We start from the raw sequence: 20,625 nt of genomic DNA, 5'->3' as shown, positions 1-20,625 counted from the left end.
AAGCACGGTCGTTCAATTTGATTTTATTCCCGATCCGGGGGCCGGATCGGGCGACCGCGCGGCGGGCCGTCGGCGGCCGCGGCTTACGGTGCGCAGCGCGCCGTCGGCAGCACGTAGTCGCGGAACGTCTCGCGCAGCTTCAGCTTCTGCAGCTTGCCGGTCGCGGTGTGCGGCAGCGATTCGACGAACACGACATCGTCGGGCACCCACCACTTCGCGACCTTGCCTTCGTAGAACGCGAGCAGCGCGTCGCGGGTCAGGTTCGCCCCCTCGCGCGGCACCACGACGAGCAGCGGACGCTCGGTCCATTTCGGGTGCGCGCACGCGATACACGCGGCTTCGGCGACGCCCGGGTGCGCGATCGCGACGTTCTCGATGTCGATCGAGCTGATCCACTCGCCACCGGACTTGATCACGTCCTTGCTGCGGTCGGTGATCTGCAGGAAGCCGTCGGGGTCGATCGTCGCGACGTCGCCGGTCGGGAACCAGCCGTCCGACAGCGGCGACGTATCGCCCTTGAAGTAGTGATCGATCACCCAGGGCCCGCGCACCTGCAACTCGCCGAACGCGACGCCGTCCCACGGCAGTTCGCGGCCGTCGTCGCCGACGATGCGCATGTCGACACCGCAGATCACGCGCCCCTGCTTCTCCAGCAACCGGCGCTGCACGTCGAGCGGCCGCTGCGACTGCGCCCAGTTGAGCTTCGCGAGCGTGCCGAGCGGCGACAGCTCGGTCATTCCCCACGCGTGGATCACGCGCACGCCGTATTCGTCCTCGAACGTGCGCAGCATCGCGGGCGGGCACGCCGAACCGCCGATCACCGTGCGGTTCAGCGTCGAGAAGCGCACGCCGGCCTCGCGCATGTAGTTCAGCAGCCCGAGCCACACGGTCGGCACGCCCGCGGAGAACGTCACGCGTTCGGCCTCCATCAGTTCGTACAGCGACTTGCCGTCGAGGTCCTTGCCGGGCAGCACCAGCTTGCCGCCGGTGAGCGGCACCGCGTACGGCAGCCCCCACGCGTTCACATGGAACATCGGCACGACGGGCAACACCGCGTCCAGCGCCGACAGGTTCATCGCGTCGGGCAGCGCGGCGCCGTAGGCGTGCAGCACCGTCGAGCGATGTGAATACAGCACGCCCTTCGGATTGCCGGTCGTGCCCGACGTGTAGCACAGGCCGGACGCCTGCAGTTCGTCGAGGCGCGGCCAGTCGTAGCGGCCGTCCTCGGCGTCGACGAGCGTTTCGTAGCACAGGTACGGCGTCGCGCCGGACGGCAGGTGCGCGGCATCCGTCATCGCGATCCAGCCCTTCACGTGCGGGCACTGCGGCGCGATCGCGTCGACGAGCGGCGCGAAATTGATGTCGAAGAAGACGTAGCGGTCTTCCGCGTGGTTGACGATGTAGGCGATCTGCTCGGGAAAGAGCCGCGGGTTGATCGTGTGGCACACGGCGCCCATCCCGCCGATTCCGTAGTACGCCTCCAGATGCCGGTAGCCGTTCCAGGCCAGCGTGCCGACACGATCGCCAGCTTCCACGCCGAGCCGTGCGAGCGCCTGCGCGAGGCGCTTCGCGCGCTGCTCGCAGTCGCGGTACGTGTAGCGATGCAGGTCGCCTTCCACGCGCCGCGACACGATCTCCGTGTCGCCCGCATAACGCGCGGCATGCGCGATCAGCGACGACACCAGCAACGGCATGTCCATCATCTGGCCCAGCAACGGCTTACCCATCGTCTTGTTCTCCCGGAAGGACGCGAATCGGTGACTAGCCTCGAAGCGATGCGCCAGCCTGCAACCCGTCCACGGCCCGGACCGGCCTGGCGCAAGGCGCGCGGGCCGCCATGCGGGCGGCGCGGCGCCGCCTTACAATATCGGCTTACCCAGAGGCGCTCAACATGTCGTTTTCCCGAAGCGCAGCCGCTACGGCTGACACTCTCCCCGACCTCGCCGCCACGCTCGGCGCGCCGGCCGTCGGCGCGTTCGTCGCACTCGGCGACGCGTTTCATACGCGGCTGCCGGCAGCACCGCTGCCCGCGCCGTACGTCGTCGGCTTTTCCGACGAAGTCGCGCGCCTGCTCGGCCTGCCGGCGTCGCTCGCCGCCCAACCCGGATTCGCCGAGCTGTTCGCCGGCAACCCGACGCGCGACTGGCCCGCGAGCGCGATGCCGTACGCGTCGGTGTATTCCGGCCACCAGTTCGGCGTGTGGGCCGGCCAGCTCGGCGACGGCCGCGCGCTGACGATCGGCGAACTCGCCGGCACCGACGGCCGGCGCTACGAACTGCAGATCAAGGGCGGCGGCCGCACGCCGTATTCACGGATGGGCGACGGCCGCGCGGTGCTGCGTTCGTCGATCCGCGAATTCCTGTGCTCGGAAGCGATGCATCACCTCGGCATTCCGACCACCCGCGCGCTCACGGTGATCGGCTCCGACCAGCCGGTGGTGCGCGAGGAGATCGAGACGTCGGCCGTCGTCACGCGCGTGTCGGAGAGCTTCGTGCGCTTCGGCCACTTCGAGCACTTCTTCTCGAACGATCGCCCGGACCTGCTGCGCCAGCTCGCCGATCACGTGATCGAGCGCTTCTATCCCGCATGCCGCGACGCCGACGATCCGTACCTCGCGCTGCTCGAAGCCGCGACGCTGCGCACGGCCGACCTCGTCGCGCAGTGGCAGGCGGTCGGCTTCTGTCACGGCGTGATGAACACCGACAACATGTCGATCCTCGGCGTGACGATCGACTACGGCCCGTTCGGCTTCGTCGACGCGTTCGACGCGAACCACATCTGCAACCACTCCGACACGAGCGGCCGCTACGCGTACCGGATGCAGCCGCGCATCGCGCACTGGAACTGCTACTGCCTCGCGCAGGCGCTGCTGCCGCTGATCGGGCTGCAGCACGGCATCGCCGACGACGATGCGCGCGCCGAGCGCGCGGTCGACGACGCGCAGGCCGTGCTCGCGAAGTTTCCGGAACGCTTCGGCCCGGCGCTCGAGCGCGCGATGCGCGCGAAGCTCGGCCTCGAGCTCGAACGCGAGAACGACGCCGAGCTCGCGAACAAGCTGCTCGAAACGATGCACGCGAGCCATGCGGACTTCACGCTGACGTTCCGCCGCCTCGCGCAGATCTCGAAGCACGACGCGAGCCGCGACGCGCCGGTGCGCGACCTGTTCATCGATCGCGACGCGTTCGACGCGTGGGCGAACCTCTACCGCGCGCGGCTGTCCGAGGAAACGCGCGACGACGCGGCCCGCGCGGCCGCGATGAATCGCGTGAACCCGAAATACGTGCTGCGCAACCATCTGGCCGAAGTCGCGATCCGGCGCGCGAAGGAAAAGGATTTTTCCGAAGTCGAACGACTCGCGCAGGTGCTGCGCCGCCCGTTCGACGAACAACCGGAACATGAAGCGTATGCGGCATTGCCGCCCGACTGGGCCGGGTCGCTCGAAGTGAGCTGCTCGTCGTGACCCGACCGACCCGACCGACCCGACCGACCGATCAGGAGAACTCCCCCATGTCATACGATTCCGACGACAAGACCTTCCCGTACCAGAAGGACGACGCCGAACTGCGCCGCCGGCTCACGCCGATGCAGTACGAGGTCACGCAGCATGCGGCGACCGAGCGCGCGTTCACCGGCGAATACACCGACACCGAGGACGCCGGCATCTACAAGTGCGTCGTCTGCAGCACGCCGCTGTTCGAATCCGGCGCCAAGTTCCATTCTGGCTGCGGCTGGCCCAGCTACTTCAAGCCGCTCAACGGCGAGGTGATCGACGAGAAGATCGACCGCTCGCACGGAATGGTGCGCGTCGAGGTCCGCTGCAACCATTGCGGCGCGCATCTCGGCCACGTGTTCGAGGACGGCCCGCGCGACAAGACCGGTTTGCGGTACTGCATCAATTCGGCTGCGTTAAACTTCGAGTCCCGACCCGAAAACGAATGAGCGGCACCGGACGGATCGGTCGGACAGCCTTGCCGGCTGCCCCGATCCCGGACGGTGGCGCCCGGCGGGTCCCCACAACGGTGAAAGGCCGCGCGATGCGGCCTTTCACGCAGCTGCGAGCGCCATGAAATTCCTGTTCGATCTGTTTCCGATCATCCTGTTTTTCGCCGCCTTCAAGGTCTGGGGCATCTTCACCGCCACCGCCGTCGCGATCGTCGCGACGCTGGCCCAGGTCGCGTGGGTCGCCTTCCGGCACCGGAAGGTCGACACGATGCTGTGGGTCAGTCTCGGCGTGATCGTCGTGTTCGGCGGCGCTACCCTCGTCCTGCATGACGAGAAATTCATTCAATGGAAACCGACTGTGCTGTACTGGCTGTTTGCGATCGGGCTGCTCGCCGCGCGCTATGCGTTCGGCAACAACCTGATCGAGAAGATGATGGGCAAGCAGCTCACGCTGCCGCACCCCGTGTGGGACAAGCTGAACGTCGCGTGGGCGCTGTTCTTCGCGGTGCTCGGCGTCGCGAACCTGTACGTGGTGCACAACTACACCGAATCGCAGTGGGTGAACTTCAAGCTGTTCGGCACGACGGGCGCGATGGTCGTGTTCATCATCCTGCAGAGCCTGTGGCTCACGAAGTACCTGAAGGACGAATGACATGACCGACGCTTTCCTCAACGCCTCGCCCGACGAACGCATCGCGCTGATCGAAGCGCGCCTCACCGCCGCGCTCGCGCCGCTGTCGCTCGCGGTGCGCGACGACAGCGCGCAGCACGCGGGCCACGCCGGCGCCGCTGCCGGCGGCCACTTCACGGTCACGATCGTGTCGGCCGCGTTCGCGGGCAAGCCGCGCGTCGCGCGGCACCGGCTGGTGTATGATGCGCTCGCTGATGCGATGCAGCGCGGCATTCACGCGCTCGCGATCGTGGCTTACACGCCCGAAGAATTCAACGAATCTTCAATCTAGTCTCAACAGGAATTCCCGATGATCCTGAAATCCCCCCGCCTGTGGGTCGCGGCGGCTGCTTTTGCAGCGGCACCGGCATTCGCCCAGAACATCGCCGTCGTCAACGGCACGCCGATTCCGAAGTCGCGCGCCGATGCGATGGTCGCGCAGCTCGTCCAGCAAGGCCAGACCGACAGCCCGCAACTGCAGCAGGCCGTGCGCCAGGAACTCGTGAACCGCGAAATCCTGATGCAGGAAGCGATCCGCGAAGGCATCCCGAACCGCCCGGACGTGAAGGCGCAGGTCGCCGTCGCGCAGCAGACGGTCGTGCTGCGCTCGATGATCGAGAGCTTCCTGAAGAAGAACCAGCCGACCGACGCGGAAGTGAAGGCGCGTTATGACGACCTCGTGAAGGGTGCCGGCGGCAACCGCGAGTATCACCTGCACCACATCCTCGTCGACAGCGAGCAGCAGGCGAAGGACCTGATCGCGAAGATCAAGGGTGGCGCGAAGTTCGAGGACCTGGCGAAGCAATACTCGAAGGATCCGGGCTCGGGCAAGAACGGCGGCGACCTCGACTGGTCCGACCCGAAGGCGTACGTGCCGGAATTCGCGGCCGCGGCGCAGAAGCTGCAGAAAGGCCAGATGACCGACGCGCCGGTGAAGACGCAGTTCGGCTGGCACATCATCCGTGTCGACGACGTCCGCGACATCGCCCCGCCGCCGTTCGACCAGGTGAAGGCGCAGATCGCGCAGCAGCTCGTGCAGCAGAAGCTGCAGGCGTTCGAGGAAGGCCTGCGCCAGCAGGCGAAGATCCAGTAACGTCGGCGACGATCGCCCACGCGAAGGCCGCTCCCTGGAGCGGCCTTTTTCATGTGCGCTTGCGGTGCGCGCCGACGCGCAACCAACGCGTTGCCATCGTCGCTCGTGTCGCGATCGCCGGTCCGTGCCGGCACTCGCACTCGCGCCGATCCCGACGTCAGCGCCAGCGCATGCACATCGCGCTACGCCTTCGCCGGCGCTGCCGATTGCGCACGCGCCCGGTCGGTTGCGAACGTTCTCGCGAGCACGCCGAGTACCGGCTGTTCGATCAGCCGATACGCACCTGCTCCAACCACGGCGACGAGCGCGAGACCGCCCGCGACGATCCAGTCCGCACCGACCTGCTGCCCCACGCCGTGCTTGAGCGCCGTCGCGACGGCCGCCACGACGAAGTTGTGCGTCAGGTAGATCGAATACGACGCGTTGCCCAGCAACACCAGCGCGCTGTCCGCGACCGGTCGCACGTGGTCGATCAGCACCGCGCCCAGCACCAGCAGGAACGCCGGACCGCCGTAGACGAGCGCACGCGGCGCATGACCGACGAACAGCTCCATCGGCGGATTGCCGACACCGTCCGCGCCGGCCAGTGCCGCGCCGAGCAGCCCGAGCACACCCGCGACGACCAGCATCCGGCCGACGGCCAGCATCGCGGCGGGCGTCCAGCGATCGCGCACGACCGCATACGCCATCGCCGCGACGATGCCGAGCAGGAATTCGCCGATCAGTTGCGCGCCGGTCAGCATCGTGACCGACGTCGGCGCACCGAGCAGGTGGCAGGCCACGCCGACCGTCAGGAAGGCGGACGCGAGAAACGGCAGCAGCAGGCGGCGCAAGCCGAGCGCGATCGCAACGGCGAATGCGAAATAGAAGTAGATCTCGTAGCCGAGCGTCCAGCCCTGCTCCAGAAACGGCCGCCAGATACCGTCCGGATTCGCCGCCGGCCACAACAGGTACGAGCAGATCAGGTAATGGAGCGTCGCGTGATGACTCTTCAGCACGAGATGCGCGCTCCACATCGCCACGAGCACGGTGGTCCACATCCAGTACAGCGGATAGATCCGCAGCACCCGCCGCTTCAGGAACCGGCCGGCCGCGGCCCACCCGGCCGCATCGCGGCGATGCGTATGCAAGATGATGAAGCCGCTGATCACGAAGAACAGGTCGACGCCCGCATTGCCGATCGCCGCGAAATTGCGCGTGTTGATCCATGCGGGCGCAGGGTGATAGAGCGGCATCGCGGCGGCGAAATGCCAGAACGCCACCAGCAGCGCCGCAACGGCCCGCAGGATCTGGATCGAGTGCAGTTGCGCGCGCGCCTCGCCTGCACGGCCGCTGTAGCTGTCCGAATTCATTTCGATGACTCCCGTTGACGCGGACACCGTAGCAAGGGCGGACGATCCGCTGCGTGTGCCGGATCACTGAAACGCGATTGGCCGGCGCGATTGCGCCGGTCGGCGGGCGGGACAGGAAAAATGGATGACGAAAACGGCGCTACGCAAAGAAAAAGCCGCGTCGAAGCGGCTTTTCAGTTCATTCGGTCGAGTCCGGCGAGATCGCACACGGCCGGCGCACCGAACCGTTACACCGGATGGAACACGTCGTGATAGCGGACGTCGCCCGATGGCCGCGGCGCGGCGTCGTCGAATGCCAATGCGAGGAAATGCTCGGGCGGCGCATCCGCGAACACGAGATCGCCGGACGGCACGAAACCGAAACGCGCGTAGTACCCGGGATCACCGAGCACGACGCAGCCGCGCGCGCCGAGCCGGCGCAACGCGTCGAGCCCCGCACGCACGAGCCCCGCGCCAATGCTCTGGCGCCGGCATTCGGGCAGTACCGCGAGCGGCGCGAGCCCGTACCACTGCTGGCTGCCTGCCGGCTCGCCGCCGATCGAGACCGGCGAGAACGCGACATGGCCGATCACGCGCTCGTCGCGCTCCGCGACGAGCGACACGCCGAGCGCGCCATCCGCGCGCAACGCGTCGACGATCCGCCGCTCGAACGCGCCGTGCTGCGGCGCGTCCGCGAACGCGGCCACGATCACGCGACCGATCGCCTCGACGTCGCTCGCGCGCTCATCGCGCAGCGTGACGATCTCGACCGGCGCGTGCGGATCGAACATCAGCCGATCCAGCGGCGTGCGTTGCGGAACACGCGCATCCACGGGCTCGCCTCGCCCCAGCCTTCCGGATGCCAGCTCATCGTGACCGTGCGGTGCACGCGCTCCATGTGCGGCATCAGCACCGAGAAGCGGCCGTCGGCCGTCGTGACCGACGTGATGCCGGCCGGCGACCCGTTCGGGTTGAACGGATAACGCTCGGTCGCTTCGCCGCGGTGGTCGACGTAGCGCATCGCGACCGCGACGCGGTCGATGTCGCCTTGCTGCGAGAAGTCCGCATAGCCTTCGCCGTGCGCGACCGCCACCGGAATCCGCGAGCCTTCCATCCCCGCGAAGAAGATCGACGGCGACTTCTCCACTTCGACGAACGAGAAGCGCGCCTCGAACTGCTCGGACTTGTTACGCGTGAACTTCGGCCATGCTTCGGCGCCCGGGATCATCGATGCGAGGCTCGACAGCATCTGGCAGCCATTGCAGATGCCGAGCGCGAACGTGTCGGGGCGCGCGAAGAAGGCCGAGAACATGTCGGCGAGATTCGCGTTGAAGCGGATCGTCTTCGCCCAGCCTTCGCCCGCGCCCAGCACGTCGCCGTACGAGAAGCCGCCGCATGCCACCGCGCCCGCGAAATCGGCGAGCGTCGCGCGGCCGGCCAGCAGGTCGCTCATGTGCACGTCGTGCGCGTCGAAGCCCGCACGGTCGAACGCGTATGCCGTTTCGAGGTGCGAGTTCACGCCCTGCTCGCGCAGGATCGCGACGCGCGGGCGCGCGCCCGTCGCGATGAACGGTGCTGCGATGTCGTCGGCCGGATCGAACGTGAGCACCGGCGAGATGCCCGGGTCGGCCGCATCGAGCAGCGCGTCGTATTCGGCGTCCGCGCAGGCGGGGTTGTCGCGCAGGCGCGCGATGCGCCAGCTCACTTCGCCCCATGCGCGATGGAGTTCCGCGCGCGGCGCGTCGAACACCTTCTTCGCGTCGCGGTACACCTCGATCACGTCACGATCGTTGACCGTGCCGATCACGTGCGAGCACGCCGACAGGCCGAACTCGCGCAGCGCGCCGAGCACCGCGTCGCGATCGGCCGCGCGCACCTGCACGACGGCACCGAGTTCTTCCGAGAACAGCGCGCGCAGCGTGCGATCCTCGCGACGGCCGCTCGTCTGCTTCGCCCAGTCCTTCGCGTCGCCGTAGTCGGATTCGTGATTCGGGTCGAGAGTCAGCATGTCGACGTTCAGCGACACGCCCGCGTGACCCGCGAACGCCATTTCGCACACCGTCGCCCACAGGCCGCCGTCCGAGCGGTCGTGGTACGCGAGCAGCTTGCCTTGCGCGTTGAGCGACTGGATCGCGTTGAAGAAGCGCTTCAGATCTTCCGGATCGTCGACGTCCGGCGTCGCGTCACCGACCTGCTGCGTGACCTGCGCGAAGATGCTGCCGCCCATGCGGTTCTTGCCGCGGCCGAGATCGATCGCGATCAGCACGCTGTCGCCTGCGTCGGCGATGCGGCGCAGTTGCGGCGTCAGGTGACGGCGCACGTCTTCGACCGGCGCGAACGCGGAGATGATCAGCGACACCGGCGAGACCACTTCCTTCGCGACGCCCTGCTCGTCCCACTTGGTCTTCATCGACAGCGAGTCCTTGCCGACCGGGATGCCGATCCCGAGCGCCGGGCACAGCTCCATGCCGATCGCCTTGACCGTGTCGAACAGCGCGGCGTCCTCGCCGGCCGTGCCGCACGCGGCCATCCAGTTCGCCGACAGCTTCAGCTTGTCGAGCGACGCGATCGGCGCGCTCGCGATGTTCGTGATCGCCTCGCCGACCGCCATGCGGCCCGAGGCCGGCGCGTCGATCACCGCGAGCGGCGTGCGCTCGGCCATCGTCATCGCCTCGCCCTTGAAGCCCGCGTAGTCGAGCGCGGTCACCGCGCAGTCGGCCACCGGCACCTGCCACGGGCCGACCATCTGGTCGCGCACCGACGTGCCGCCGACCGAACGGTCGCCGATCGTGATCAGGAACGACTTGCTGCCGACCGTCGGGTGCTTCAGCACGTCGACCGCGATTTCCGACAGCGCGACGCCCGTCACGTCGACCGGCGCGCGCTCGGTCGCGACACGCGTGACGTCGCGATGCATGCGCGGCGGCTTGCCGAGCAGCACTTCCATCGGCATGTCGACCGGGTATTCTTCGGTGCCCTTCGCTTCGTCGTCGACGAGCTTCAGCTGGCGTTCGTCGGTCGCGATACCGACCACCGCGAACGGGCAGCGCTCGCGTGCGCAGATCGCCTCGAAGCGCGGCAGATCAGCCGGCGCGATCGCCAGCACGTAGCGCTCCTGCGCCTCGTTCGACCAGATTTCGCGCGGCGACAGGCCCGATTCCTCGAGCGCGACCTTGCGCAGTTCGAAGCGTGCGCCCTTGCCCGCGCCGTCGACGATCTCGGGGAACGCGTTCGACAGGCCGCCCGCGCCGACGTCGTGGATGCTCAGGATCGGGTTTTCCGCGCCGAGCTGCCAGCAGCCGTTGATCACTTCCTGCGCGCGCCGCTCGATTTCCGGGTTGCCGCGCTGCACCGAGTCGAAGTCGAGTTCGGCCGTGTTCGCGCCGGTCGCCATCGAGCTCGCCGCGCCGCCGCCCATGCCGATCCGCATGCCGGGGCCGCCGATCTGGATCAGCAGCGAGCCGGCCGGCACGTCGTGCTTGTGCGTGTGCTGATCCGCGATGTTGCCGAGGCCGCCCGCGATCATGATCGGCTTGTGATAGCCGTGCACCTTCCCGCCGACGTTCTGCTCGTACACGCGGAAATAGCCGCCGAGGTTCGGCCGGCCGAATTCGTTGTTGAACGCGGCGCCGCCGAGCGGGCCGTCGATCATGATCTGCAGCGGCGACGCGATGCGGTCCGGACGGCCGTACGGGCCGTGCTGCTCGTTCGGGTTGCGCTCGGCGACCGGCTGCGCCGCGTCGCGTGCGTTCTCCCACGACTGGCGTGCGTCCGGCAGGTCGAGGTTCGACACCGTGAAGCCCGTGAGGCCGGCCTTCGGACGCGCACCGCGGCCCGTCGCGCCTTCGTCGCGGATCTCGCCGCCCGCGCCGGTCGCCGCACCCGGGAACGGCGAGATCGCCGTCGGGTGGTTGTGCGTCTCGACCTTCATCAGCGTGTGCGTGAGCTCGGTGTGGCGCCCGTAGCGCTCGCCCGGCTCGCCGGCCGCACCCGCGTTGCGCGGGAACCAGCGCTCGGCTTCGGCGCCGACCATGATCGACGAGTTGTCCGAATACGCGACGATCGTGCCTTGCGGGCTCAGCTTCTCGGTGTTGCGGATCATCGCGAACAGCGACATGTCCTGCGCTTCGCCGTCGATCGTCCAGTTCGCGTTGAAGATCTTGTGGCGGCAGTGCTCGCTGTTCGCCTGCGCGAACATCATCAGCTCGACGTCGGTCGGGTTGCGTTCGAGCTTGCGGAACGCGTCGACCAGGTAGTCGATCTCGTCGTCGGCGAGCGCGAGGCCCAGCTCGACGTTCGCGCGCTCGAGCGCGGCGCGGCCGACGCCCAGCACGTCGACGGTCGCGAGCGGCTTGGCCGGCAGCTCGTCGAACAGGTGCTTCGCGTCGTCGCGCGCGGCGACCACGCTTTCGGTCATCCGGTCATGCAGCGCGGCTGCCACCGCGGCGCGCGCGTCGTCGGACAGCGCCTTCTTGCCGCCGAGCAGGCCCGACTTCAGCGTGACCGTGAATTCGACGCCGCGCTCGATGCGGCGCACCTGCGTGAGGCCGCAGTGCTGTGCGATGTCGGTCGCCTTGCTCGCCCACGGCGAAACGGTGCCGAAGCGCGGCAGCACGACGAAGGTCTCGGTCGTGCCCTTCTCGGCCGCCGGCTCGAACGGCGCGCCGTAGTGCATCAGCGCGTCGATGCGCGCGCTGTCGTCGGCCGACAGCGGCTCGGCCGCATTGACGAAGTGCAGGAACTGGCCGCGTACCGCGACGATGTTGGCGTCGATTTGCCTGAGCGTGTCGAGCAGACGGGTTTGACGGAAATCGGAGAGGGCCGAAGCGCCGGGAAAACACGAGAAGTGAGCCATGGGCTGGACTGACGTCGATGAGTCGCGCGAGGTGGCGACGTGGGGCGAAAGGAAGGCCGTAATTATACCCGGAAGTCGGTCATCCCAGACCGGCTGATCGGCACCCTGATCGGCACCCGTCACGCACCGCGACGGTGCACCGGCATCCACGGCGCCCGGCCGCCCGCCGGGCCGGCGTGCGCGGCCGCGATGGCCTGCGACCGCAAGACGGCGGAATCGGATGGGGTTGCGTGGCACCGGTTCGCGCGATTTTGGCGCTATCATTCCCGGTTCACCGGGCCGGGGGCCCGTCAGCGAATTCTCACCGGGCGGCGTGCGCGCCGCCCGTCATCGAAGCAATCCATGGATGTCATCGTCATCGGCGGCGGAATCAGCGGCGTCGCCACCGCCTACCAGCTGCGCGCGGCCGGCCATCGCGTGTGCGTGGTCGAACGCCACGCGACCGTCGCGCAGGGCGCGACCTACGGCGACGGCGGCACGCTGCTGCCGAGCCCGCTCGACGTCTGGTTCGGCCCGACCTTCATGCGCCAGCGCCAGCCGCGCGACACCGGCATCGTCTACAAGCCGGGCTTCAACGGCGGCGTGCGCCGCTTCGTCAAGCAGCTCGCCGCGCTGCGCGAACCCGATGCATTCACCGCGCAGTATGCACGGCTGCGCCCGCTGATCGACGCGTCGCGCGAGTCGCTCGCCGACATCGAGGCGCGCTTCCAGCTCGAATTCGAGCAGAAAGCCGGGATCCTGCACGTCGTGCGCGACCCGCGCGACTGGGAAGCGCTGCAGCCGGCGCTCGACCTGCTGCGCGCGCTCGACCAGCCGTACCGCGTGCTCACCGCCGACGAATGCGCGGCGCTCGAGCCGTCGGTGCCGGCCGAGCCCGGCTTCGCCGGCGGCGTGCTGCTCGAGAGCGAGCGCACCGGAAACTGCCCGCTGTTCGCGAAACTGGTCAAGCAGACGCTCGACGAGCACGGCGTGCAGTTCCGCTTCGGCGCGGACGTCGCGGCGATCCGCGTCGACACCGGCCGCGCCGCGATCGAGCTCGCACCGGCCGGCGGCCGGCACGCGAAGAAGGCGCACGAGGTCGACGTGATGGCGGCCGACGCGATCGTGGTCGCTGCCGGCGCCGGCAGCCTGCCGCTGCTGGAGCGGCTCGGCTGGCGGCTGCCGCTGCACCCGGTCCGCGCGCATACGCTGACCGCGCCGGTCGCGTACGAAGAACATGCGCCGCACCTGAGCGTCGTCGATTCGATCAAGCGGATCTCGATCACGCGCACCCACCAGCGGCTGCGCATCGGCGGCGGCGCCGTGCTGCAAAGTCTCGCCGACACCGCGAAGCCGCTTCCCGAGCCGCTGTCCGAAGCCGCGCTCGCGCTGCTCGGCCAGGCCGTCCACGACTGGGTGCCGGGCGCCGCGAAGATTTCCGCCGCGCTGTCGTGGCAAGGCACGCAACTGCTGTCGCCGGACGGCCTGCCGGTCGTCGGTCCGACCCCGCATCCGCGCGTGTTCGTCAATTTCGGTCACGGGCCGGCCGGTTGGGGCCTCGCGTGCGGGTCTGCTAAAGTGGTGACGGACTGTCTGGCCGGCGACACGCAGCAGTGGCCCGCCGACACGCTCGCCGCGCTCAGCGCCGCGCGCTTCACGACCTGACCGCCGCGGGCCCGTCCCGGGGCGCTTCCTCCCGCCGCCATGACCCCGCGATGACGAATACCCGCCCGCTTCCCGACTCCGTCCCGCTCGCGCTGCTGTCGCATTCCAACTTCGGCACGAGCAACGCGCCTTCGGCGCAGAAGATGCGCGATACGCTCGCGATCCCGCGCGGCCGAGGCCGCCGCGAGCGCCGAACTGCCGCCGCACACGCTGATGGGCCGCGCGGGCGCCGCCGCCGCGCGCTGGCTGTCCGAACGGGTCGCCGGCGACGATCGCCCGGTCTGGTTCGCGGTCGGCCCCGGCAACAACGGCGGCGACGCGCTGGTGGCCGCCGCGCAGCTGCAGCAGCTCGGTGTCGCGACGCAGGCCTGGATGCCCGTGCCGGTCAAGCCGGACGATGCGCAATGGGCGCTCGGCCTCGCGCGCGCGGCCGGCGTGCCGCTGTCGACCGAACCGCCCGCCTCGCTCGACGATTACGCCTGGGTCGTCGACGGACTGTTCGGCATCGGCCTCGGTCGCGCGCTCGACGGTCCGTTCGCCACCCAGGCCGCGCGCATCGCCGCGCATGCCCGAAGCGGCGGCCGCGTGCTCGCGCTCGACGTGCCGAGCGGACTGGACAGCGACACGGGCCGGATCGTCGGCGCGGGCGTCGCGGTCGCCGCGACCCACACGCTCACCTTCATCGGCGCGAAGCCGGGGCTTTATACCGGCGACGGCCGCGACCTCGCCGGCCAGATCGACATCGCGTCGCTCGACGTCGCCCCACCCGCCGCGCCGGCCATCGTGCTGAATGCACCGGCACGATTCGCCGCCGCATTGCCCGCCCGCGCGTTCGCGTCGCACAAGGGCACGTTCGGCAGCCTCGCGGTGCTCGGCGGCGACACGGGCATGTGCGGCGCGCCGATCCTCGCCGCGCGCGCCGCGCTGTTCGCGGGCGCCGGCAAGGTGCATGTCGGTTTTCTCGGCGCCGGCGCGCCGCCGTACGACCCGCCGTTTCCCGAACTGATGCTGCATCCCGCGGACGGCCTCGACCTCGACGCGATGTCCGCGATCGCAGCAGGCTGCGGCCTCGGCACGCGCGAGGCCGCAGCCACCCTCGTGCGCGACGTGCTCGCGCACGATGCCGTGACGCTGCTCGACGCCGACGCGCTGAACCTCGTCGCGACGCACGCCGACCTCGCGGCCGCCGTGGCCGCCCGCGGCACACGCGGCAATGCGTGCGTGCTGACACCGCATCCGCTCGAGGCAGCGCGGCTGCTCGGCAGCGACACGGCGTCGGTGCAGCACGATCGACTGGCCGCGGCCCAGGCGCTCGCCACGCGCTACGCGAGCATCGTCGTACTGAAGGGTTCGGGCACGGTGATCGCCGCGCCCGACGGCCGCCTGACGATCAACCCGACCGGCAATGCGGCACTCGCCACCGGCGGCACCGGTGACGTGCTCGGCGGCCTGATCGGCGCGTTGCTCGCGCAGCGCGTCGCGCCCTACGAGGCCGCACTCGCGGGCGTCTACCTGCACGGCCTCGCGGCCGATACGCTGACCGCGCACGGCACCGGGCCGGCCGGCCTCACCGCGGGCGAACTCGCGCCGATGGTGCGCACGCTGATCAATCGCCTTTTTTACCCGTCGCCGCGCGCCGACATGTAACGCCGCTATACTGAGTGCCCCCGCCGCACGGCGGGCCCGCTCGTCCGCCGGCCTTCCGATCCCGAGGCGCCGGCGCGGCATTCCTCCCGATTCACGCTTCACTCGAACCGCCATGACGCTGAATTCGCTCCCCGCCTGGACTGCCCTTCAATCCCACTTCGAACAAATCCGCCATGCACGGCTGCGCGACTGGTTCGCGCCGGAAAACGACCGCGCGCCGACCCGCGCCGAACGCTTCACGGTCCCGGGCGGCGGCCTTGCGGCCGACTTCTCGAAGAACCGCATCAACGACGACACGCTGCGCCTGCTCGTGCAGCTGGCCCGCGAAGCGGGCGTCGAAGCGCGCCGCGACGCGATGTTCGCCGGCGAGATCGTCAACCCGACCGAAGGCCGCGCCGCATTGCACACCGCGCTGCGCGCGACGGACCCGCACGCGCCGTTCCATGCGCAGGTCAGCGCCGAGCGCGCGAAGATGGCGACCTTCGCGCGCGCCGTGCGCAGCGGCGCGTGGACCGGCCATACCGGCAAGCGCATCCGCCACGTGATCAACATCGGCATCGGCGGCTCGGATCTCGGGCCGAAGATGGTCGTGCACGCGCTGCACCATGTCGCGACGCCCGACATCTCGACGCACTTCGTGTCGAACGTCGACGGCGCCGATCTCGCGCGCGTGCTCGAACAGGTCGACCCGGAAGAAACGCTCGCGATCATCGTGTCGAAGACCTTCACGACGCTCGAGACGATGACGAACGCACGCTCGCTGCGCGACTGGTTCGTCGCGCGCGGCTGCCCCGAGGACGCGCTCGCGAAGCACTTCGTCGGCGTGTCGGCGAACCCGGCCGAAGTCGTGAAGTTCGGCATCGCCGCGGACAACGTGTTCGAAATGTGGGACTGGGTCGGTGGCCGCTATTCGCTGTGGTCGGCGGTCGGCCTGTCGATCATGATCGCGGTCGGGCCCGAGCAGTTCGACGAACTGCTCGCCGGCGCGAACGACATGGATCGCCATTTCCGCGAAGCGCCGCTCGAGCGCAACCTGCCGGTGCTGCTCGGCCTGATCGGCATCTGGTATCGCAACTTCTTCGGCTCGCAGAGCTACCTCGTCGCGCCGTATTCGGAAGCGCTGCACTACCTGCCGTCGTATCTCCAGCAGCTCGAGATGGAAAGCAACGGCAAGTCCGCGCGTCTCGACGGCACGTTCGTCGATTACCCGACGTCGGCCGTCACGTGGGGCGAGCCGGGCACCAACGGCCAGCACGCGTTCTTCCAGATGCTGCACCAGGGCCCGACGATCGTGCCGATCGACTTCATCGCGGTGCTGACGCCCGAGCATCCGCTCGCGAGCCATCATCCGAAGCTGCTCGCGAACTGCTTCGCGCAAAGTGAAGCACTGATGCTCGGCCGCACGCTCGACGAAGCGCGCCAGGTCGCGGGCCCCGGCAAGGAAGCGCTCGCGCCGCACCTGACGTTCCCCGGCAACCGTCCGACGACGACGCTGCTGGTGGACGCGCTGACGCCGCGCACGCTCGGCGCGCTGATCGCGCTCTACGAGCACAAGGTGCTGGTGCAGGCGACGGTGTGGGACATCAATCCGTTCGACCAGTGGGGCGTGGAGCTCGGCAAGATTCTCGGCAAGGTCGTCGAAGCCGACCTGTCGGCCGACTCGGTCGATCCGGCGAAGCACGATTCGTCGACGACCGCGCTGATCGAGCGCGCGCGGGCAGCGCTCGAGCGCTGACGCGACGGCGTCGCACGCATGCCGGCCGCACCGGGCGATCCACCTGGCACCTGGCTCGGCCGGCAAAAATTCGGTCCCGCGCTATGCCGCGTGCGGCGCGACGATGCGTCCGGCGTCGATGGTAACCATCGTCGCGCAGCGCCGCGCGAGCTCGGGATCGTGCGTGACGAGCACGAGCGTCGCGCCGTGCGTGCGATTCAGCTCGAACATCAGGTCGATGACCGCGTGGCCCGTGGCCGCATCGAGGCTGCCGGTCGGTTCGTCGGCAAACAGGATCGCCGGATGCGTGACGAATGCGCGCGCGAGCGCGACGCGCTGCTGCTCGCCGCCCGACAGCAGTTTCGGATAATGCGCGGTACGCTCGCCGAGACCGACCTGCACGAGCAGCGCGCGGGCACGATCGGCCGCGTCGCGCGCACTGATGCCGCCCTGCAGTTCGAGCGGCAGCATCACGTTCTCGAGCGCCGTCAGGTGCGGCATCAACTGGAACGACTGGAACACGAACCCGACCGCGCCGTTGCGCAGCGCGGCACGCTCGTCCTCGTCGAGCTGGTCGAGCGCGCGGCCGAGCAGGCGAACCGTGCCGCTCGTCGCGCTGTCCAACCCGGCAAGCAGGCCGAGCAGCGTCGATTTGCCCGACCCCGATGCGCCGACGATCGCGAGGCTGCTGCCGGGCCGCACGGCGAGCGTGATGCCGTCGAGGATCGTCAACTCGCCCGTTGCATCGGCAACCCGCTTGCACACGTCATGGACTTCGATGATCGGATCGGTAATCTTGAACATGGACACGACATTCCGCTGGAAAAGGCGCGCGGCACTCGCCGCACTGCTGGGAACCCTGGCCGCAACAAGCATGCCCGCACGCGCCGCGACGGCGGCGGCCCCGACCTCGGGCCAGCCCGCGCTCGTCGTGCTCGGCGACAGCCTGTCGGCCGAATACGGGCTGCCGCGCGACACCGGCTGGGTTGCGCTGCTGCGGCAACGGCTCGCGACCGAGCGAATCGATTATAGCGTCGCGAATGCAAGCGTCAGCGGCGACACCACGAGCGGCGGCCGCGCACGACTGCCCGCGGTGCTGCAACGGCTCAAGCCGTCGATCGTGGTCGTCGAGCTCGGCTCGAACGATGCGCTGCGCGGCGTGCCGCTCGCGACGACCGAGCAGAACCTGCGCGACATCATCGCCGATGCGCGGCAGGCGCGCGCGAAGGTCGTGCTGGTCGGCATGTACGTGCCGCCCAACTACGGGCCCGACTACACGCAGAAGTTCCATGCGGTCTATACGCGCCTGTCGAAGGAACTCGGCGTACCGCTCGTGCCGTTCCTGCTGGCCGGCATCGAGAACAAGCCCGAGATGTTCCAGCCGGACCAGATGCATCCTGCGCAGCAGGCGCAGGGCATCCTGCTCGACAACGTCTGGCCGGCGTTGAAACCGCTGCTCGGCAAGCCGCGCGGCTGACCTCGCGACTCGCCACCACCGGAAAGCAAAAAGCCCCGCTCGAAGCGGGGCTTTCTGTTGCTGCATGCGAAACCGTGAACGGCGCTTCGCTTGGTTGGCGCTGGGTCGTGGCTTAGTTGCCGCCGTCCTGCGACTGGCTCTGCGTGGTGCCGTACACCTTCACCTTCGAGCGGTCGCGCAGCGCGGCGAGATATGCTTCACCTTCGCTTTGCGCTTCGACCTGCGCCATCTGCTGCTGCGCGGCCGCGAGCTGCTGCGGATCGACGGCCGTACCCGCGATCACCGTGTTCACGCGATAGATCGCATAGCCGTCCGCACCGAGGTCGACACCGACATACGCCGGCAGCGTCTTCGCATCGACCTTGTAGATGGCGCTCAGCGCGGCCGGCGTCAGGCCCTGCGACTGCGTGCGCGACACCTTCTGCGCGGCCGCGAAGCCGTCGGCCGACTTCGACTTCTGCAGCTCGGCCAGCTTCGCCGCACCGTCCTTCTTCGCGAGTTCCGCAGCCTGCTCGGCAACGACCTTCTGACGCACGACGTCCTTGATCGCGTCGAGCGCGGGCACGGCAGCCGGCTTGTAGTCGGTCACGCGCGCCGAGATCAGCGTGTTGTTGCCCACGTCGATCGCCTGCGTGTTGTTCTGGCTCTTCACCGAATCGTTCGCGAACACGGCAGCGAGGAACTTCGGATTGTTCAGCGGGCTCGTCGGCGGCAGTTGCGGATTCGGCGTCGGCGTGACGGTGGCCGTCTGGATCGTCAGCTTGTACTTGTCGGCGGCCGGCTGCAGCGTCTTCGCCTTTTCATACACGGTCGACGTGAAGCCTTCCGCGTTGTCCGTGAATGCCTTCGCTGCGTACTGCTGCTTCAGGTCGATTGCGATCTGGTCCTTCACGTCCGCGAACGGCTTGACCACCGACGGCTTCACTTCCGTCGCCTTCAGGATGTGGAAGCCGAGATCCGATTGCACGACACCGCTCACGTCGCCCTGCTTCAGCGCGAACGCCGCATCGTCGAACGCCTTGCCGCCCGCCGTCGAGCCGCGCGTGATGAAGCCGAGATCGCCGCCCTTCGCTGCCGACGGCGCATCCTGCGAGCTCTTCTGCGCGATCTGCGCGAACTGGTCCGGATGCGCCTTCACGTCCGCCAGCAACTGCTCGGCCTTCGCCTTCGCGGCTGCCTTGTCGGCCGCGCTCGCGCTGCTCGCCGCGGCGATGAAGATGTGGCTCACGCGCACCTGCGCTTCCGAGCGGAAGTGCGTCGGGTTGTCGTCATAGAACTTCTTGATGTCCGCCTCGGTCGGCTGCGCGCTCGCGGCAGCGGCGGCCGGCGAATAGACGAGATACTGGATCGTCGCGGTTTCCGGCGTCGCGAAGCTTTGCTTGTGCGCGTCGTAGTACGCGGCGAGCTGTGCGTCGGTCGGCTGCACCTTCGCCGCGTAGTCGCTCGTCTTCAGCACCAGCGCCTGCACTTCGCGCTGCTGCGCGGCCAGCTCCGACAGGCGTTGCGCCGGGCCCTTCGGCGTGAACGCGCTCGCAATGATGCTCGCCGGAATCTGCTGCAGCGCGAGGCTGTAGCGCACGCGCTCCTGATACTGCTCGGGCGTCATCCCCTGGAACGACAGCAGTTGCGCATAGCGTTCGACGTCGATCGAACCGTCGGGCTTCTTCAGCGACGCGATCATCGGGTCGCTCATCAGCGCATCGCGCACGGCGTTGTCGGATGCGGTCAGGTGCAGGCGTTGCGTCTCGTCGGCCAGCACGCGTTGCTGGATCAGGCCGTCGAGTACTTGCTTGCGATGTTCGGGCGTGTCGAACGCCTTGATGTCGAACTGCCCGCCGAGCGCCTGGCGCGCCTGGTCGACCTGCTGACGGAACGCGCCGTCGAATTCGACCCGCGTGATCTTGTGCCCGTTGATCGCCGCGACGTTCGCGCTGTCGTCGAAGAAGCCGCGGAAACCTTGGATCCCGACGAAACCCAGCCCCGGCAACACGATCAGGAGCAGGAGCGCCATCATCAGGCGCTGGTGATTACGGAAGAAATCGAGCATGCGTGACGGGAAAATTGGACAAAACGTCCGATATTACAACATACGGGGTGGCACGGGAGAAAAGCAGGTGCGCAACGCACGGGCGCGATCGACGATGCAAATGAAAAAGCCCGCACGAGGCGGGCTTCTTCATTTTCTGGCGGAGCGGACGGGACTCGCCTACATCCTGCAGGCCGCGGCTGCGCGTGCACGCGCAGCCCTTCGC

15 protein-coding genes and 1 pseudogene are annotated in these 20,625 nt (G+C 68.7%); 10 read left to right on the top strand and 6 right to left on the bottom strand.

Going from position 1 to position 20,625, the window contains the following annotated elements:
- Positions 1-83 precede the first annotated feature (83 nt).
- A complete protein-coding gene (locus tag PL79_RS19280) occupies positions 84-1,727 on the bottom strand; it encodes a 3-(methylthio)propionyl-CoA ligase (RefSeq protein ID WP_044843662.1) in 1,644 nt (547 codons plus the stop codon).
- 164 nt (positions 1,728-1,891) lie between these two features.
- Between PL79_RS19280 and PL79_RS19275 the strand changes: the two genes are divergently transcribed.
- The 5 genes from PL79_RS19275 (at position 1,892) to PL79_RS19255 (ending at position 5,705) form a co-directional block, all read left to right on the top strand.
- A complete protein-coding gene (locus PL79_RS19275; RefSeq protein WP_044843663.1) occupies positions 1,892-3,460 on the top strand; it encodes a protein adenylyltransferase SelO in 1,569 nt (522 codons plus the stop codon).
- A gap of 47 nt (positions 3,461-3,507) precedes the next feature.
- On the top strand, positions 3,508-3,939 hold the full coding sequence (gene msrB, locus PL79_RS19270) for a peptide-methionine (R)-S-oxide reductase MsrB (RefSeq protein WP_044843664.1): 432 nt from the start codon (positions 3,508-3,510) through the stop codon (positions 3,937-3,939).
- 124 nt (positions 3,940-4,063) lie between these two features.
- Entirely contained in the window at positions 4,064-4,594 is a 531-nt protein-coding gene (locus PL79_RS19265) for a septation protein A (protein WP_006753406.1), read from the top strand.
- Position 4,595: 1 nt separating this feature from the next.
- Positions 4,596-4,904: a BolA family protein gene (locus PL79_RS19260; RefSeq protein ID WP_044843665.1), complete on the top strand. Its 309-nt coding sequence runs from the start codon at positions 4,596-4,598 to the stop codon at positions 4,902-4,904.
- An 18-nt stretch (positions 4,905-4,922) separates the two neighbouring features.
- Entirely contained in the window at positions 4,923-5,705 is a 783-nt protein-coding gene (locus PL79_RS19255; protein ID WP_044843666.1) for a peptidylprolyl isomerase, read from the top strand.
- Positions 5,706-5,887: 182 nt separating this feature from the next.
- Here the strand turns inward: PL79_RS19255 and PL79_RS19250 are convergent, their stop codons facing one another.
- The 3 genes from PL79_RS19250 to purL all read right to left on the bottom strand — a co-directional run bounded on the left by PL79_RS19250 (position 5,888) and on the right by purL (position 11,891).
- Positions 5,888-7,057 (bottom strand): acyltransferase family protein, encoded by a 1,170-nt coding sequence (locus tag PL79_RS19250; protein ID WP_044843667.1) that lies wholly within the window; start codon positions 7,055-7,057, stop codon positions 5,888-5,890.
- A gap of 227 nt (positions 7,058-7,284) precedes the next feature.
- Positions 7,285-7,827 (bottom strand): GNAT family N-acetyltransferase, encoded by a 543-nt coding sequence (locus tag PL79_RS19245; protein ID WP_044843780.1) that lies wholly within the window; start codon positions 7,825-7,827, stop codon positions 7,285-7,287.
- Positions 7,827-11,891, bottom strand: coding sequence for a phosphoribosylformylglycinamidine synthase (gene purL / locus PL79_RS19240; RefSeq protein WP_044843668.1), 4,065 nt, complete (start codon positions 11,889-11,891; stop codon positions 7,827-7,829). Before purL ends, PL79_RS19245 begins: the two co-directional genes overlap by 1 nt.
- A gap of 342 nt (positions 11,892-12,233) precedes the next feature.
- Between purL and PL79_RS19235 the strand changes: the two genes are divergently transcribed.
- The 3 genes and pseudogenes from PL79_RS19235 to pgi all read left to right on the top strand — a co-directional run bounded on the left by PL79_RS19235 (position 12,234) and on the right by pgi (position 16,917).
- A complete protein-coding gene (locus tag PL79_RS19235) occupies positions 12,234-13,535 on the top strand; it encodes an FAD-dependent oxidoreductase (RefSeq protein ID WP_044843669.1) in 1,302 nt (433 codons plus the stop codon).
- 50 nt (positions 13,536-13,585) lie between these two features.
- Positions 13,586-15,182: pseudogene (locus PL79_RS19230) on the top strand (NAD(P)H-hydrate dehydratase).
- Positions 15,183-15,294: 112 nt separating this feature from the next.
- Positions 15,295-16,917, top strand: coding sequence for a glucose-6-phosphate isomerase (pgi, locus tag PL79_RS19225; RefSeq protein ID WP_044843671.1), 1,623 nt, complete (start codon positions 15,295-15,297; stop codon positions 16,915-16,917).
- An 81-nt stretch (positions 16,918-16,998) separates the two neighbouring features.
- Here pgi and PL79_RS19220 read toward each other — a convergent pair whose 3' ends face one another.
- Complete coding sequence (locus tag PL79_RS19220) at positions 16,999-17,700, bottom strand: ABC transporter ATP-binding protein (RefSeq protein WP_044843672.1); 702 nt, start codon at positions 17,698-17,700, stop codon at positions 16,999-17,001.
- Here PL79_RS19220 and PL79_RS19215 point away from each other — a divergent pair.
- Positions 17,699-18,373 carry an arylesterase gene (locus PL79_RS19215; protein WP_044843673.1) on the top strand — a complete coding sequence of 225 codons (675 nt, stop codon included), beginning with the start codon at positions 17,699-17,701 and terminating at the stop codon, positions 18,371-18,373. The genes PL79_RS19220 and PL79_RS19215 overlap by 2 nt on opposite strands.
- A gap of 112 nt (positions 18,374-18,485) precedes the next feature.
- Here PL79_RS19215 and PL79_RS19210 read toward each other — a convergent pair whose 3' ends face one another.
- Positions 18,486-20,420 (bottom strand): SurA N-terminal domain-containing protein, encoded by a 1,935-nt coding sequence (locus tag PL79_RS19210; protein ID WP_044843674.1) that lies wholly within the window; start codon positions 20,418-20,420, stop codon positions 18,486-18,488.
- Here PL79_RS19210 and PL79_RS36365 point away from each other — a divergent pair.
- On the top strand, positions 20,419-20,625 hold a 207-nt coding region (locus PL79_RS36365), incomplete at its 3' end, for a hypothetical protein (protein ID WP_207671176.1). The two genes, PL79_RS19210 and PL79_RS36365, sit on opposite strands and share 2 nt — an antisense overlap.

It is taken from the genome of Burkholderia sp. USMB20 (assembly GCF_000949135.2).
GTDB lineage: Bacteria > Pseudomonadota > Gammaproteobacteria > Burkholderiales > Burkholderiaceae > Burkholderia.
Note: the sequence above shows the minus strand (reverse complement) of the source record. Positions and strands in the feature narration are given on the sequence as shown.